Origin of the sequence: Micromonospora sp. DT43 (assembly GCF_049841645.1) — a bacterium.
In the GTDB taxonomy this organism is placed as follows: Bacteria; Actinomycetota; Actinomycetes; order Mycobacteriales; family Micromonosporaceae; genus Micromonospora.
In genome coordinates this window covers 140,963-155,477 of record NZ_JBNCKR010000007.1, presented here as the reverse complement: position 1 = coordinate 155,477, position 14,515 = coordinate 140,963, and the positions used below count along the sequence as shown (strand labels likewise).

Below are 14,515 nucleotides of genomic sequence, written 5' to 3'. Positions count from 1 at the left end.
CAGCGTCGGTAGCGCCAGTCTTCGCAGCCTGTTCCCGCTCGTGCGTGAAGACACGAGACTCCTCTCCATCGCTCCTGTGTGGAGCTGCCTCATCGTTCGCGATCCGCTCATGGGAGCGCTCCCCCACCTAAGCCCGCGACGGTTAATCGAGGGTTTGCGCGGTGTTACGGATCGCTGGTGCACATAAGATCACGATGGGTCGGCCGTGCCTAGATCATGTTTTCCCGGTGACGGGCCGCCCGCCGATGGCCGCTCAGATCGGGAAGCGGCCCTGACGCCACTGCCAGTGCCGGCCGGCAGCCAGGTGGTCGACGATTGCCCGTTGCAGGACGGTGTCGCGTGGCAGCTGGTCGAGCGGAGTGCTCAGGGTGCGGAACACGAACCGCCGCACCTCGACGTCGGCGTCCGGCCCGTCCGCCTCCTCGTAGGGCTCCAGCTCGAACCGTCGCTGGAAGCGGATGATGTTGGAATCCTCCGGCAGGTACTCCCGCAGCTGCGGGTCGAGCAACCACGACCCGCAGGAGAACGCCGAGTAGGGCTCGTCGGGAAAGTGGCGCGGGAAGAAGGCCCGCGCCTCGTCCAGCGACGCCGAAATGGCCTCCGGGGTCAGCGGCCCCGAGTCGGGGACGTGCAGGCCGATGACGCCGTCGCCCCGGTGGTGCTGCAACCGGCCCAGCTCGTAGACGGCACCCCGCACGTGCAGGGTCAACCAGCTCTGCATGACGGGCCACCCCTCGCGGCGCATCCGCCTGTCGATGGCGAGATTGCGACCCAGGTCCGCGAGGGTCAGCCAGGACACCACATCGGAAACGCCGTGGTCGCGGTGGTACCCACGGACGACGTCTACCAGGGCGAGGTACGCGTACACGTAGAGGTGCCGCCAGGCGAGCCCCCGATCGCGCGGCAGCTCCGGGCCGGGCGGCAGCCAGACGTACCCGCCGAGATCGGCGCGGACCAGGGCGATGGAGCGGTCGAGGAGCCACCGCAGCTCGGGCGTCCACAGTGGTGAATCTGCATCGGGCCAGCCGGCCATGATCTCGGCGGCGTCGTCCGGGCGGACCGCGAGCCGGTCGAGGAGCGCGGGGGCATCGGCCCTGGCGGGCAGCGGCACCGACGGCAGGTCACCCGCGAGCCGTTGCACACGCTCGACGTCCTCGACGGGCACCCCGAGCCGGGCGGCGATGTCGTGCGGATCCACACGGACGAACCTACCGCCGGCCGGCGCCTTCCCGAAGCCCGCGACCAGGCGGACCCCAGCCCGGTGCAGGGTGGCTCGCCGTCGAACATCCGTGCCGCCCGGATGGCATGCTTCGTCATCGGTTCTCCCCGTCGAGCTCGACCGTCACCGGCTCATGGCACCCACCATCCGCGCCGTCGAGCCCGGTGACCTCCCCGCGGGAGACGAACCGCGTCCCTCACGAGAGGGACCACTCAGACAACGTGGCGCAGGTAGCCGGCGATCGCCGCGTCCAGCACCTGCGCGCCGGGACGCGCCCACACCTCGGCGGAGAAGACCTCCACCTCGATCGGGCCGCCGTAACCGGCGGCGTCGACAGCCTCGCGCAGCCGGCGCAGCTCGATGCACCCCTCACCGGGCAACGCCCGACCGAGCAGCACCCCCTGCGGCAGCGGGGTCACCCAGTCGCAGACCTGGAACGCGGCGATCCGCGCGCCGGCCCGCGCGATCTGCGCGTACACCGTGTCGTCCCACCACACGTGGTACGCGTCGACGACCACGCCGACCACCGCCGGGTCGAACCGCTCGGCGATGTCCAGCGCCTGGCCGAGAGACGCGATCACGCACCGGTCGGCGGCGAACATCGGGTGCAGCGGCTCGATGGCCAGCCGGACACCGGCCGCCGCCGCGTGCGGGGCCAGCTCGCCTATCGCGTCGGCGACACGGGCGCGGGCGCCGTCGACGTCCCGGCTGCCGGGCGGCAGACCGCCGGAGACCAGCACCAGCTCGGGCGCGCCAAGCGCGGCGGCCTCCTCGATGGCCCGCAGGTTCTCCGCCCGCCAGTCGTCGGCGGAGAAGAAGCCGCCCCGGCACAGGGACGTGACGGCGAGGCCCGCGTCGCGGACCAGTTTCGCCGAGCGGGCCAGCCCGTACCCGGCGACCGGCTCCCGCCACAGCCCGATGCCCGGCACACCTGCCGCCACACAGCCGGCGACCACGTCGGGCAGCGCCCAGTGCTGCGCGGTGGCCTGGTTGAACGAGAAGCGCGCGAGCTCATCCGCGCTGCCGCCCACTGGTGTCGCGTCCGTGCCTTCGACGCTCACTGCGCCACGCCCGCGACGGTGAAGAACGCCCGGGCGCGGGCTGCGGCCAGGTCGGCGTCGGGCAGCAGACCGGCCGCGTCGGCCAGGGTGAGCAGGGTCGCCAGGTGCGCGGGAGACCGCCCGGACTGCGAGCCGCCGACCATGGTGAAGTGGTCCTGGTGACCGGCCAGCCAGGCCAGGAACACGATCCCCGTCTTGTAGTGCCAGGTCGGCGCCGCGAACAGGTGCCGGGCCAGCGGCACGGTCGGAGCGAAGATCTCGTCGTACGCCGCCAGGTCACCGCGGTCGAGGGCAGCCAGCGCGGCGGCGGCGGCCGGCGCGATGGCCGCGAACACCCCGAGCAACGCGTCGGAGTGGCCCACCTCGTCACCCCGGATCAGCTCCGGGTAGTGGAAGTCGTCGCCGGTGTAGAGGCGTACCCCCGCCGGTAGTCGACGGCGCAGCGCCACCTCCCGGCCGGCGTCGAGCAACGACACCTTGACGCCATCCACAGTGGACTGGTGTGCCTTGATCAGCTCGACGACCGTGTCGGCGGCCAGATCCAGGTCCGGCGAGCCCCAGTAACCGGTAAGCGCCGGGTCGAACATCGGGCCGAGCCAGTGCAGCACCACCGGTTCCCCGGCGGTGGTCAGCAGCTCGTCGTACACCCGGAGGTAGTCCTCGGGGCCGCGGGCGGCGACGGCCAGGTGCCGGCTGCACATCAGCACCGGCCGGGCGCCGGCCGCGCGGACGTCGTCGAGCTGCTCGCGGTACGCGGCGGTGACCGCCGCCAGGGTGGCCGGGCCGGCCGGCAGCTGGTCGGTGCCGACACCGGCGACGATCCGGCCGCCCACCGCGCGGGCCTCGGCGGCACTGCGCCGGATCAGCTCCCGGGTCGCCGGATAGTCCAGCCCCATCCCTCGCTGGGCGGTGTCCATCGCCTCGGCGACCCCCAGCCCGTACGACCACAGGTGTCGCCGAAACGCCAGAGTGGTGTCCCAGTCCACCGCCGCCGGGGCACCCGGCACGTTCTCCGCGCCCGGGTCGGCGACCACGTGCGCGGCGGCGTACGCGATCCGACCCGTCGCCGGGGCTGCCGGTCGGGCGAACCCGCTCCCCCCGGCCAACCGGTGTCGCCGCCCGCCCGGCAGCAGCACCTCGGCGACGCTCATGCCCGCATCTCCGGGACCTGGACCCGGACGCCCTCGCGGGCCGCGCGCAAGCCCAGCTCGGCGAGCTGCACGCCGCGCGCGCCGGCCAGGAAGTCCCACCGGAACGGCTCGCCGGCCACGACGTGCCGCAGGAACGCCTCCCACTGCACCTTGAAGCCGTTGTCGAACTCCTCGTTGTCGGGCACCTCGGTCCACTGGGCGCGGAAGTCCTCGGTCGCCGGCAGGTCCGGATTCCACACCGGTTTCGGGGTGACCGCCCGGTGCTGCACCCGGCAGGTGCGCAACCCGGCGACGGCGCTGCCCTCGGTGCCGTCGACCTGGAACTCCACCAGTTCGTCGCGGTACACCCGCACACCCCAGGACGAGTTGATCTGCGCGATGACCCCGCCGTCGAGTTCGAAGATGGCGTACGCGGCGTCGTCGGCCGTCGCCGCGTACGCACGGCCGTCCTCGTCGACACGCTCGGGTAGATGGGTGGCTGTCACGCAGGAGACCGCGTTGACCCGGCCGAACAGCTCCTCCAGCACGTAGTGCCAGTGCGGGAACATGTCGGAGGTGATGCCGCCGCCGTCCTCGGCGCGGTAGTTCCACGACGGGCGCTGGGCCGGCTGCCAGTCACCCTCGAAGACCCAGTAGCCGAACTCGCCGCGCACCGAGAGGATCCGACCGAAGAATCCGCCGTCGATCAGACGCTTGAGCTTGCGCAGGCCGGGCAGGAACAGCTTGTCCTGTACGACACCGGTGCGGACACCGGCGGCGTCGGCCGCCCGCGCCAGGTCGAGCGCGCCTGCGGTGTCCTCGGCGAGGGGCTTCTCGGTGTAGATGTGCTTGCCGGCCTCGATGGCCTGCCGGATCGCCTTCTCCCGCTGCTGGGTGACCTGGGCGTCGAAGTAGATCTCGATGTCGTCGCGGGCCAGCGCCGAGGCCAGGTCGGTGATCCAGTCGGTGAGGCCGTGCCGAGCGGCGATCTCGCGGAGCTTCGTCTCGTTGCGGCCGACCAGGACGGGTTCCGGCCAGATGGTCGTGCCGTCGGCCACCGTCAGACCGCCGGACTCGCGAATGGCCAGCAGGGACCGGACGAGGTGCTGACGGTAGCCCATCCGTCCGGTCACGCCGTTGACGATGATGCCGATGGACCTGCGGGTCATGGTCTTCCTTCCGTCGACGGCACGGGGCCTCCCTGCGGGAAAGGGCTTTCTCTGCGGTACGGTGACGCTAGCCGGCACGGCGAAACGCCGTCAACAGATCGAAAGGGCGGGCCATGGCGACCCTGTCCGATGTGGCCCGTCGGGCGGGCGTCTCACCCGCCACCGCCTCCCGCGTCATCAACAGCAGCAGCAAGCCGGTCACCGACGAGCTGCGCGAGCGGGTGCTCGCCGCCGTCGCCGAATTGCAGTACGTGCCGAACGCGCACGCCCAACTGCTGGCCCGCTCGCATCGCAGCGCGGTCGGTGTGATCGTGCACGACGTCTCCGACCCGTACTTCGCCGAGATCACCCGCGGGCTGCAACGCGTCGCCACCGACAGGGGCCGGCTGCTGATGATCTGCAACAGCTACCGCGACCCGGACCGCGAGCTGGAGTACGTGGAGCTGCTGCGCGGCCACCAGGTGGCGGCGCTGATCCTGGCCGGTTCCGGCTACCACGACGACGCGTTCACGCGGCAGCTCAACGAGAAGCTCGCCGCGTACGAGGCGACCGGCGGGCGGGTCGCGGTCATCGGCCGCCACGAGCACTCCGGTGACGCCGTCATGCCTGACAACCGGGCCGGCGGGCACCTCGCCGGTCGCGAACTGTGCGAGCTGGGGCATCGGGCCATCGGCGTGGTCGCCGGCCCGCGCATCCTCACCACCACCACCGATCGGCTGGCCGGGCTGCGGCAGGCCCTCGCCGAGCAGGGCCGCGAGCTGCCCGAACGGCGCATCCGGTACGCCGAGTTCGACCGCGACGGCGGCGCCGAGGCCACCGCCCGACTGCTCGACGCCGACCCCGGGCTGACCGCGATCGTGGCCCTCAACGACTCGATGGCCATCGGCGCCCTCGCCACCCTGCGGGCCCGCTCGCTGGCCGTGCCGCGGCAGGTCTCCGTGGTCGGCTTCGACGACATGCCGATCGCCCGGGACGTGACACCCGCGCTGACCACCGTACGGCTGCCGCTTGTCGACATGGGAGTCCGGGCGATGTCTCTGGTGCTGGGCACCGGGACGTCGGTGCCCCGGGTCGAGGTGCTCCCCGCCGAGCTGATCCGCCGGGACACGGCCGGGCCGGCACCGGCGCATCGGCGCGAGACGGCAGCCCCCGCGCCCCGTGCCCGGCGAGCCGACGCCGCCTCGTGACCGCGGGCGGGCCCCGATCGACAGCCGAAATCCGCTGTCCCCCTCCCGGGCGCCCTATGTAGCCTGCGCCGGTGCTGATCCGTGAGTTCGACGACCAGGACTGGTCGCAGGTATGGCCGATCATCGAGGACGTGGTTCGGGCCGCCGAGACGTTCACCTACGACCCAGAGATGACCGCGGACGAGGCGTACGCCATCTGGGTGGAGGCCCCACCCGGGCGGACCGTCGTCGCGGTCGACGGCGACCGGGTCCTCGGCAGCGCGAAGATGGGTGCCAACCGGCCCGGGCCGGGCGCGCACGTGTCCACCGCCAGTTTCATGGTCGCCGCCGACGCGCGGGGCCGGGGCGTGGGCACCGCGCTGTGCCGCGACGCCCTGACCTGGGCACGCCTGCGGGGGTACGCCGGCATGCAGTTCAACGCCGTGGCGGAGAGCAACCGGTCGGCGGTCGAGCTGTACCGGCGGGAGGGCTTCGAGGTGGTCGGCACCGTGCCGGGCGCGTTCCGCCACCCCGCTCTCGGCCGGGTCGGCCTGCACGTCATGTACCAGGAGTTCTGACCCGCTCGCGCCGCCGTCGGACGAGCTCGCGGGGCCGACCCGCCGGGGATGCCGTGGTGTGACTCGGCGCCTTTGGAGCTGATGTCGAGAACGAATCGGCCATGTACGACGCCAGCGATCACCATGGCCGTCGATCAGCGCCGGCTGGCGATCAGCGCCGGCTGGCGATCAGCGAGCCTGCCTGATTCGTTGACGACATCAACTCCATAGCGTCTCAGCCACTGATGGTGCCCCCGGCCGGGGCCGGTTGAAGTCCCGGCGGGCGGAGAGCGGGCTTCGCGCCGGCGCGGCGAATCGGGGTGAACAGCCCGCCGACCGCCACCAGCAGGCACCCCGCTCCGGCCACGAGCGCGACCGCCGGCACGCCGTACCGGCCGGCGGTCCAGGTCAGGATGGCGGCGCCGGCCGGCCCGAGGGCGTAGTGCGTGCTCCAGAACGCCGAGGTGACCCGACCGAGCAGATGGTCGGGGGTGATCTCCTGGCGCAGCGACATCGAGCAGATCCCGCCGATGCTGAGACAGCACAGGTAGACGGCGGTCAGCGCGGTGACCGCCGGCAGGGTCGTCACCATGCCGGCGCCCGCCAGCGCGAACCCACAAACCGCGTGCGCGCCGATCCAGGTGGCGCCGAAGCCCCGCCGACGACGCAGCGGCGCCACCAGCAGCGCCCCGGCGACCGTACCCAGTGCCGCCAGGCCGAGCACCGTACCGACCGTGCCCTCGGTGCCGCCCAGGTCGTGCGTGACGCGGTAGATCAGGACGTCGGTGAAGCCGTAGGTCAGGAAGATGAACACCGACAGCAGGACGGTCAGCGCGCGGAGCACGGGCTGTCGCCACAGGAACCGCGCCCCGGCCAGGAACTCGGCCACCGGACGCTGCCGGGTCACCGGTGCGGCGCCGGCTGCCTGGACGGGGCGCAGCCGGATCAGCGACAGACCAGCCGCCGAGAGCGCGAAGCTCGCCGCGTTGACGGCGATGGCGACCGCCGGACCGAAGTTGGCCGACACCACGCCGGCGAGCAGCGGCCCGAGGACGGCTGTCGCCGCGAACGTCGCCTGGAGCCGGCCGTTGGCCTCGGTGAGCCGGTCGGAGTCGACGAGGTTACGCACCGCGGTCACCGCCGCGACCTGGAACAGCATGCCGGCCGCCTCGCAGATCGGCAGCACCACGAAGAGCAGCCAGACCTGCGGGCCGGCGAACCAGACCAGCGGCACCAGGGCGTACAGGACCAGACGGGCCAGGTCCGCGACGATCATCAGCGTGCGGCGGTCGTACCTGTCGACAAGCACCCCGCCGAAGACCCCGGCGACCACGGACGCCGCGCCCGCGACGGCGGTGAGCAGGCCCATCTGCGCCACCGACCCGGTCGCCTGCAACACCAGCAGCGGCACCGCCAGGTAGGCGAACGCGTCGCCGGCCGCGGAGAGCGACTGTGCGATCCAGTACGTGCCGAAGGCGCGGTCCCGCCACAGCGGCGGCCGATGAGGGCTGGCAGCTCGGCTCATCCCGCCGAGGGTAGCGGCCGTCGTGCCGCCGTGCCGACCGTCACACCGGGCCGATGTCACGAACCGGAGGGCGTACCGCATCTCCTGGTCGTCACCTCGATCGGCGAGGAACGGCGAGCGGAGAGGCACCACGATGAGCACAGCACAGAGCACGCACCGAGTCCTGATCCTGGGCGCGGGCTACGCGGGCATGGCCACGGCGATCCAACTCGCGGCGCGCACCCGGCGGCGCTCCGACGTGCAGGTGACAGTGGTGAACGCGCAGGAGCGGTTCACCGAGCGGTTGCGGCTGCACATGGCGGCGACCGGGCAGGACCTCGCCGAGCTGACCATCCCCACCCTGCTGGCGGGCACGGACGCGCGGTTCGTCCGCGGATGGGTGACCGCTGTGGACGCGCACACGAGAACCGTCCGGGTCGACGACAGTCGGGAACTGCGCTACGACACGCTCGTCTACGGGCTGGGCAGCGTCGCCGACACGGCAGCGGTGCCGGGCGCGCAGGAGCACGCGTACACCCTGGACACCCCGGGGGACGCGGCGGCGCTGGCCGACCGGCTGGCGCGGCTCGGCGGTGGCACCGTCGTCGTCGCCGGCAGCGGACTGACCGGCGTCGAGGCGGCGGCCGAGATCGCCGAGCGGCATCCGGCGCTGACAGTCGTGCTCGTCGGCCAGCGGGAACCCGGGGCGGGCATGAACGCGGCGGCACGGACGTACCTGCGCAACGCCCTCACGCGCCTGGGCGTCCAGGTGCGCGGCGGGTCGGCGGTGACGAGGGTGCTGCCGGGCGGGGTCGAGCTGGCCGACGGACGGACGGTCGCCGCCGACGTCGTCCTCTGGACCGGCGGCACGCGGGTGTCCCCACTGGCGGCCGCGGCGGGGTTGACCGTGGACGACCGCGGTCGCGTCGTCACCGACGCGACGCTGCGCTCGGTCTCCCACCCGGACGTGTACGCGATCGGAGACGCCGCGGCGGTCCCGCAGGGCTACGGCGTCTTGCACGGCACCTGCCAGAGCGGCATGCCGACAGGGGTGCACGTCGGGGTGTCGATCGCCCGGACCCTGCGGGGCCGGCAGCCCCGGCCGTTCCGGTTCGGGTACTACCACACCCCGGTGAGCCTGGGGCGGCGTGACGCGGTGGTGCAGTTCACCCACCCCGACGACAGCCCGCGCCGGGTGTGTCTGACCGGCCGCGCCGCCGTCTGGTACAAGGAGACGGTGAGCGCCTCCCCCTGGCCGACGTACCGCCGCATGTCGAGAATGCCGGCCTCCGGCGCGTACTGGCCGCGTGGCGGCCGCTTCACCCGGCTGCGGGACGCCCGGTGACCGCGCCTACCGAGAGCGTCGACCAGCAGGTGTTCCACAGCCACCGCAACCTGCTGTTCGCCGTGGCGTACCGCATCCTCGGCAGTGCGGCCGACGCGGAGGACGCGGTGCAGGACGCCTGGATCGCCTGGTCGGCGGCCGACCGTTCCCAGGTCGCCGACCCCAGGGCGTATCTGGCGCGGATCGCGTCGAACCTCGCGTTGCAGCGTCTGCGCTCCGCCCAGCGTCAACGCGAGACCTATGTGGGACCGTGGCTGCCGGAGCCCATCCTCACCGTCGGCGACACGGCCGACGCCGTCACCGACGCCGAGTCGGTGTCGATGGCGATGCTTGTCGTGCTGGAGACGCTCAGCCCGCTGGAGCGAGCGGTGTTCGTCCTGCGGGAGGTCTTCGACTTCAGTCACGCCGAGATCGCGGAGGCGGTGGAACGCTCCGAGTCCGCGGTGCGCCAGGCCGCGCACCGTGCCCGCGAGCACGTGCGCGCCCGGCGTCCACGCTTCCCGGCGGACCGCGCGCGGCAGCGCGGGGTCACCGAACGGTTCGTCGCGGCCGCGACCGGTGGGGATCTCAACACCCTCCTGGAGTTGCTGTCCCCCGACGTCACGCTGTGGACCGACGGTGGAGGCAAGGTCCGCCAGGCGCTGCGGCCGATCGTGGGCGCCCGGACGGTGGCCGCCTGGTTCGCCGCCATCGGCACCGTCACCTACCAGGGTGTCCCGCCCGCCGACATGACAGTTGCCCAAGCCGAGATCAACGGCGGCCCAGGCGTGGTGTTCGGCGGCGCGGGCCGGGTGATCGCCACCGTCACCTTCGACATCGACGCCGACGGCCGCATCACCGCCATCCACAACGTCGCCAATCCCGACAAGCTGCACGCCGTCGCCACCGGCACCGCCCACGACGTCCGGTCGAGCTGAGACGGCCCCGGGAGGAGGTCCCGGGGCCGTCTCAGGGCGTACGCGAGGAGGGTCAGCCCCGGCGCAGCGGCGCGAGCGCGGCGCTCCAGGCCACGACCTGGTCGAGGGTCGCGTTGACCGCGTCCCGCTGGTGGTCGTTGGGCTTGAAGACGCTGAAGTTCTCGAAGTCGGTGAAGAGCGAGAGCGCGACCTGCGCGCGCACGTCGGCCATCTGCAGCTCACCGGCGATGAGGCGCAGGTGCTCGACGGCCCGGGTGCCGCCGACCGAGCCGTAGCTGACGAAGCCGACGGCCTTGTTGTTCCACTCGCCGTAGAGGAAGTCGATGGCGTTCTTCAGGGCGCCCGACGTCGAGTGGTTGTATTCCGGCGTTACCATCACGAACCCGTCAAACGACGCGATGGTCTCGGCCCAGCGCACCGTGTGCGGCTGGCTGTACTGGCCCATCGAGGGCGGGTACGCCTCGTCGAGGTGCGGCAGCTTGTAGTCGAGCAGGTCGATCAGCTCGAACTGCGCGTCGGAGCGCTGCTGGGCGATCTCGTGGACCCAACGGGCGACGGCTTCGCCGTTGCGCCCCGGGCGGGTGCTTCCGAGGATGATCCCGATCCTGGTCATGGCTGCGCCTTTCGATAGTCCGAACCTGACGCCGGAACGCTAGCCACTTGTTGCTTCGTCAAGCAAATGACGGGCCTATGGTCGTCATCACAGGCTGCGTGAGCAATTGCTCAATCAAGCAACTATGCTGAGAGCATGCCCGACCCCAGCTCCGAGCCGCTGCGACCCCTCGATTCCGACGAGGAGGCGCTGATCCGCGCCCTGGGCCGGGTGATGTACGTGGTGCCGCGCACGATCGACGCCGACATGGTCAGCGACCGGCAGGTCCCGCTCACCGAGTACACCGCCCTGATGAATCTCTCCGAGGCGCCGGACCGGCGGATGCGCATGCACGAGCTCGCGGCGGCCTGCTATCTCTCGCTGAGCGGCATGACCCGGACGATCATTCGGCTGGAGACGCAGGGCCTGGTCAAACGGGAACGGTGCGAGGAGGACGCCCGCGGGTGGAACGCCGTGCTCACCGACGCGGGCTTCGCCCGGCTGGAGGAGTCCTGGCCCAGCCATCTCGCGGCCGTACGTCGGCGGTTCCTCCGCCACTTCGAGGGGCTCGACCTGGCCCAGCTGGCCCGCGCGTTCGGGCGCGCGGGAACGGCCGACTGAGCGAGGCCGAGCCCCTCGACGTGGTGGCGTGAGCCCTAGGCGTTCGCCACGAGCCGCCAGCGGTTGTCGGCGCTGCCGTTGTCCGGGTCCTGCACGGCCTGCGCGCCGTACGCGGTGTTCCCGTTGAGGATGCCGAGCAGCTTGCCGCTGTTGACGTTGCGGATCTTGTAGGTGCCGTCGCCGTTGTTCACCAGGGTCCACCGGTGATCGGCAGTGCCGTTGTCGGACCACTGCAGCACGCGGGCGTTGTCGGCGGTGGACATGTTCTCCACGCCGAGGACCTTGCCGCTGTTGACGTTGCGGAACCGGACCGCGTTGCCGTCGGTCACCACGACCCAGTTGTGGTCGGCGGTGCCGGTGTCACCCCACTGCACGGCGAGCCCGCCGTCGGCGGTGGACATGTTCTGGATGCCGAGCACCAGGCCCGTGCCCACGTTTACCAGCCGGTGGCTGCTGCCACCACCGCTGCTGCCGCTGGTGTTCCAGTAGACGGTGTAGTTGAAGCCGTGGGCGTCCTGGAACGGCCCGATGTTGACCGTGGACCCGTTCGCGGTGGCGGTGAACGCCAGCGCGCTGGTGCTGGTCCGTGCGATGGACGAGACGTTGAGCGCCGGCGGCGCGCTCAGCGTGCTGTTGCCGTAGTTGCCGCAGAGCACGCTCGGGCCGTAGGTGACGGCGGCGATGCTGGAGTTGTCGTTTGTGGGCTGCACGACGACACGCATCGGCAGCCGCACGGTGATGGTGTCCCCGGCGGCCCAGGTACGCGTGACGGTGGCGTAGCTGCCGGGCGTCGTGGCGACGGACTGCTCCACACCGTTGACGCTTACCGTCGCGCCGTTGGTCCACGCCGGAATGCGGACGCGGACGCTCCACGACCCGCTCATCGTGCCGCCGAGGGTGAGCGTGGTGGTGTCGCTCACCGGGTACGTGGTGCTCTGGGTGACAGTGATGCCCCGCTGCGACCAGTTGAGCTCCGAGGGCACGAACAGGTTCACGGTAAGCGTGGTGCCGCTGTAGAAGTAGATGGAGTCCATCAACTTCGTGTTGATCTCCACGCCGGTGCCCTGGCAGCACCAGAACGAGTTGTAGTCGGTGCTCCAGGTGCCGCCGCCCCACGCCGGGCCCACGCCTCGCCGGCCACCCGGCTTGAGCGGGGTGAAGTAGGTGATGTGACCCTTGCTGTCGGCCGGGTTCTGCGCGCCGATCAGGTGGTTGATCGTGGCGCGCTCGTAGTAGTCGAAGTAGTCGGTCCGGCTCGGGTCGAGCAGCCAGAGCTCCCGCGTCAGCTTGAGCATGTTGTAGGTGTTGCACTGCTCGCAGGTGTCGTTGCTGAGGTATCCGGCGATCGCGTTGGGCGACCGGAAGTGCTCGGCCTGGCTGTTGCCACCGATGACATAGGTGTGCGCGCGCACGGTGATGTTCCACGCGTTGCTGGCGATGTCCCGGTAGCGGGTCGTCCCGGTGGCCTTGAACTCGCGGGCGGCGCCGACCCACTTGGGCACCTGCGTGTTGGCGTGCAGGCCGTTGAGCTGATCCTGGTTGTTGGCCAGCGGGTTGAACACGGAGGCGTGGTCGAACCGTTGGGCGGTGGTGAGCCACCGGGAGTCGCCGGTCATCTGGTAGATCTCGGTCAGCACATCGTTCATGCCGCCGAACTCGGTGCCGAGCATCGACTGCATCTGGCTGCTGCTCAGGCGGGACGTGCGGTTGTCGACCCAGCCGGCGAGGGCCAGCAACACCGTGCGGGCCTGCGTGTTGCCGGTGTAGCGCCAGACGTCGAGCAGCCCGGCGAGCGTCTTGTGGATGCAGTAGTAGGGCACGTTGCCGTTGGACAGCGTGCGCGCCTCGAGGGCGGAGAAGTCGGACTCCGGGAAACCGGAGAGATATCCCGACCCGAAGCCGGCCGCGCCGTTGTTGGCCTGGCACTTGGCCAACTCGGCGACCATGTAGTTGGCCTTGTCCCGGCAGGTGGTGTCGCCCAGCACCGCGTAGGCCTGGGCCCACGCGGTCAGGAAGTGCCCCTGCATGTGGGTCCGGAACGGGAAGTTCGGCGCGTCCCAGCCGCCGTTTGTGGCGGCGCCGTTGGTGGACAGCCGGTGGTTGGCGCGGAAGTTGTAGAGCATGCGGTCGACGTCGACCATGCGCAGGTAGTTCAGGGTGCGGTTCTGGTTGTCGAACCAGCGGCCGGCGGTCAGTCGCACCTGGCCGAGGTCGAAGGCGTAGGCGCCGACGCCGATGTCCGGCCGCGCCGGCGGGACCACGGCAGCGGCGGCGGGGCCCGCGCCGAGCGTCGTGGCTCCGGTCGCGGAGATCACGGCGGTGGCGCCGGCGGCTTGCAGCACGCGGCGTCGGCTGAGGGGCAGGGACGACATGGGACCTCCAGGTGAGCGCTACCGGCGACGGGACGACAACCGGGCGGGACGGGCTCGGCGGGGATGCAGGGGTCCGAACGTTAGCGTTCACATCCGTGTCCGGCATGTTACGGCCCCGGGCCCCATCAATTCAAGATGGTAACTGTCGACACCGGTCCCGCGCCTGTGGACGATCGGTGCGCCGCCCCACGGGTAAGCGTCTGGGGTAACGCGTGCCCTCTCGTGTTATCGATAACACGAGCGGGTTCAACCGAGCGGCCCACCGGCGGTGGCCAGAGCCCATGCGAGCAGCCCGAACGCGCCGGTGGAGGCGACGGCCCGCACCACGTTGCCGCGCACCCAGGCCACCTCGAAGCGCTCACGCAGGGCGGCGAGGTCGGCGACCCGGTCGACGTCGCCGGCCTGGGCCAGCACGGTGTTGAGGGGGACGTTGACGACCGCGGTGACACCGAGCACCACCAGGTAGAGCAGCAGCGCGGCGACGATCCAGGGCAGCGCCCTGCGGTCCCCCGCGCCCAGGTGCAGCGCCGCCGCCAGCAGCGTGAACACCAGCGCGCCACCGAAGCAGACGGCGAACCATCCGTTGAGAATGGACTCGTTGATCCGTTGCATGGCCAGCACGAGCGTCCGGTCGTCGGTCCGGCCCAGTCCCGGCATCACCGCGTAGGCGAACGCGGCGAACAGGCCGGCGGTCAGACCGGTGGTCACGGTGGCGGCGAGCAGGCTCGCGCTGCGCAGGAAACCCATGCGTCCATTGCACCGGCAGCCGGACGCCCCGGCCATGCGCGACAACGTCCGGCGCATACGCGTGCGTCTCACCCCCGCCGCGACCCGCGCGTCGCGTCCCGGCCGGCGTCGGCCG

General features: G+C 71.6%; 13 protein-coding genes. 5 read left to right on the top strand and 8 right to left on the bottom strand.

What is annotated here, in order from left to right:
- Window positions 1–253: 253 nt before the first annotated feature.
- The 4 genes from ACLQ26_RS18810 to ACLQ26_RS18795 form a co-directional block, all read right to left on the bottom strand.
- The gene (locus ACLQ26_RS18810; protein ID WP_425745637.1) at window positions 254–1,198 is read right to left on the bottom strand and encodes an acyltransferase domain-containing protein; all 945 of its coding nucleotides are present in this window, start codon (window positions 1,196–1,198) and stop codon (window positions 254–256) included.
- 233 nt (window positions 1,199–1,431) lie between these two features.
- Window positions 1,432–2,280 carry a sugar phosphate isomerase/epimerase family protein gene (locus ACLQ26_RS18805; protein WP_425745636.1) on the bottom strand — a complete coding sequence of 283 codons (849 nt, stop codon included), beginning with the start codon at window positions 2,278–2,280 and terminating at the stop codon, window positions 1,432–1,434.
- Entirely contained in the window at window positions 2,277–3,431 is a 1,155-nt protein-coding gene (locus tag ACLQ26_RS18800) for a dihydrodipicolinate synthase family protein (RefSeq protein ID WP_425745635.1), read from the bottom strand. Before ACLQ26_RS18800 ends, ACLQ26_RS18805 begins: the two co-directional genes overlap by 4 nt.
- Complete coding sequence (locus ACLQ26_RS18795; protein WP_425745634.1) at window positions 3,428–4,579, bottom strand: Gfo/Idh/MocA family protein; 1,152 nt, start codon at window positions 4,577–4,579, stop codon at window positions 3,428–3,430. Before ACLQ26_RS18795 ends, ACLQ26_RS18800 begins: the two co-directional genes overlap by 4 nt.
- A 113-nt stretch (window positions 4,580–4,692) precedes the next feature.
- Between ACLQ26_RS18795 and ACLQ26_RS18790 the strand changes: the two genes are divergently transcribed.
- Both ACLQ26_RS18790 and ACLQ26_RS18785 read left to right on the top strand, forming a co-directional pair.
- On the top strand, window positions 4,693–5,766 hold the full coding sequence (locus tag ACLQ26_RS18790) for a LacI family DNA-binding transcriptional regulator (protein WP_425745633.1): 1,074 nt from the start codon (window positions 4,693–4,695) through the stop codon (window positions 5,764–5,766).
- A gap of 71 nt (window positions 5,767–5,837) precedes the next feature.
- Window positions 5,838–6,323 (top strand): GNAT family N-acetyltransferase, encoded by a 486-nt coding sequence (locus ACLQ26_RS18785; RefSeq protein WP_425745632.1) that lies wholly within the window; start codon window positions 5,838–5,840, stop codon window positions 6,321–6,323.
- 214 nt (window positions 6,324–6,537) lie between these two features.
- On the opposite strand, the gene ACLQ26_RS18780 is transcribed toward ACLQ26_RS18785, so the two are convergent.
- Window positions 6,538–7,827 (bottom strand): MFS transporter, encoded by a 1,290-nt coding sequence (locus ACLQ26_RS18780; protein ID WP_425745631.1) that lies wholly within the window; start codon window positions 7,825–7,827, stop codon window positions 6,538–6,540.
- A gap of 133 nt (window positions 7,828–7,960) precedes the next feature.
- Between ACLQ26_RS18780 and ACLQ26_RS18775 the strand changes: the two genes are divergently transcribed.
- Both ACLQ26_RS18775 and ACLQ26_RS18770 read left to right on the top strand, forming a co-directional pair.
- Window positions 7,961–9,151: an NAD(P)/FAD-dependent oxidoreductase gene (locus ACLQ26_RS18775; RefSeq protein ID WP_425745630.1), complete on the top strand. Its 1,191-nt coding sequence runs from the start codon at window positions 7,961–7,963 to the stop codon at window positions 9,149–9,151.
- Window positions 9,148–10,068, top strand: coding sequence for an RNA polymerase sigma-70 factor (locus ACLQ26_RS18770; protein WP_425745629.1), 921 nt, complete (start codon window positions 9,148–9,150; stop codon window positions 10,066–10,068). The genes ACLQ26_RS18775 and ACLQ26_RS18770 overlap by 4 nt, the downstream gene beginning before the upstream one ends.
- A 52-nt stretch (window positions 10,069–10,120) precedes the next feature.
- Here ACLQ26_RS18770 and ACLQ26_RS18765 read toward each other — a convergent pair whose 3' ends face one another.
- The gene (locus tag ACLQ26_RS18765; protein WP_425745628.1) at window positions 10,121–10,681 is read right to left on the bottom strand and encodes an NADPH-dependent FMN reductase; all 561 of its coding nucleotides are present in this window, start codon (window positions 10,679–10,681) and stop codon (window positions 10,121–10,123) included.
- Window positions 10,682–10,816: 135 nt separating this feature from the next.
- Here ACLQ26_RS18765 and ACLQ26_RS18760 point away from each other — a divergent pair, with 135 nt between their 5' ends.
- Window positions 10,817–11,281: a MarR family winged helix-turn-helix transcriptional regulator gene (locus ACLQ26_RS18760; RefSeq protein ID WP_363681826.1), complete on the top strand. Its 465-nt coding sequence runs from the start codon at window positions 10,817–10,819 to the stop codon at window positions 11,279–11,281.
- 35 nt (window positions 11,282–11,316) lie between these two features.
- On the opposite strand, the gene ACLQ26_RS18755 is transcribed toward ACLQ26_RS18760, so the two are convergent.
- A complete protein-coding gene (locus ACLQ26_RS18755) occupies window positions 11,317–13,653 on the bottom strand; it encodes a beta-L-arabinofuranosidase domain-containing protein (protein WP_425745627.1) in 2,337 nt (778 codons plus the stop codon).
- A 246-nt stretch (window positions 13,654–13,899) separates the two neighbouring features.
- A complete protein-coding gene (locus ACLQ26_RS18750; RefSeq protein WP_425745626.1) occupies window positions 13,900–14,400 on the bottom strand; it encodes a DUF1772 domain-containing protein in 501 nt (166 codons plus the stop codon).
- Window positions 14,401–14,515 lie beyond the last annotated feature (115 nt).

What these genes read in the sequence shown, in the direction of transcription:
- ACLQ26_RS18800 (WP_425745635.1), bottom strand. Translation starts at nt 3,431, where the DNA reads ATGAGCGTCGCCGAGGTGCTGCTGCCGGGCGGGCGGCGACACCGGTTG.
- ACLQ26_RS18795 (WP_425745634.1), bottom strand. Translation starts at nt 4,579, where the DNA reads ATGACCCGCAGGTCCATCGGCATCATCGTCAACGGCGTGACCGGACGG.
- ACLQ26_RS18790 (WP_425745633.1), top strand. Translation starts at nt 4,693, where the DNA reads ATGGCGACCCTGTCCGATGTGGCCCGTCGGGCGGGCGTCTCACCCGCC.
- ACLQ26_RS18780 (WP_425745631.1), bottom strand. Translation starts at nt 7,827, where the DNA reads ATGAGCCGAGCTGCCAGCCCTCATCGGCCGCCGCTGTGGCGGGACCGC.
- ACLQ26_RS18775 (WP_425745630.1), top strand. Translation starts at nt 7,961, where the DNA reads ATGAGCACAGCACAGAGCACGCACCGAGTCCTGATCCTGGGCGCGGGC.
- ACLQ26_RS18765 (WP_425745628.1), bottom strand. Translation starts at nt 10,681, where the DNA reads ATGACCAGGATCGGGATCATCCTCGGAAGCACCCGCCCGGGGCGCAAC.
- ACLQ26_RS18760 (WP_363681826.1), top strand. Translation starts at nt 10,817, where the DNA reads ATGCCCGACCCCAGCTCCGAGCCGCTGCGACCCCTCGATTCCGACGAG.
- ACLQ26_RS18755 (WP_425745627.1), bottom strand. Translation starts at nt 13,653, where the DNA reads ATGTCGTCCCTGCCCCTCAGCCGACGCCGCGTGCTGCAAGCCGCCGGC.
- ACLQ26_RS18750 (WP_425745626.1), bottom strand. Translation starts at nt 14,400, where the DNA reads ATGGGTTTCCTGCGCAGCGCGAGCCTGCTCGCCGCCACCGTGACCACC.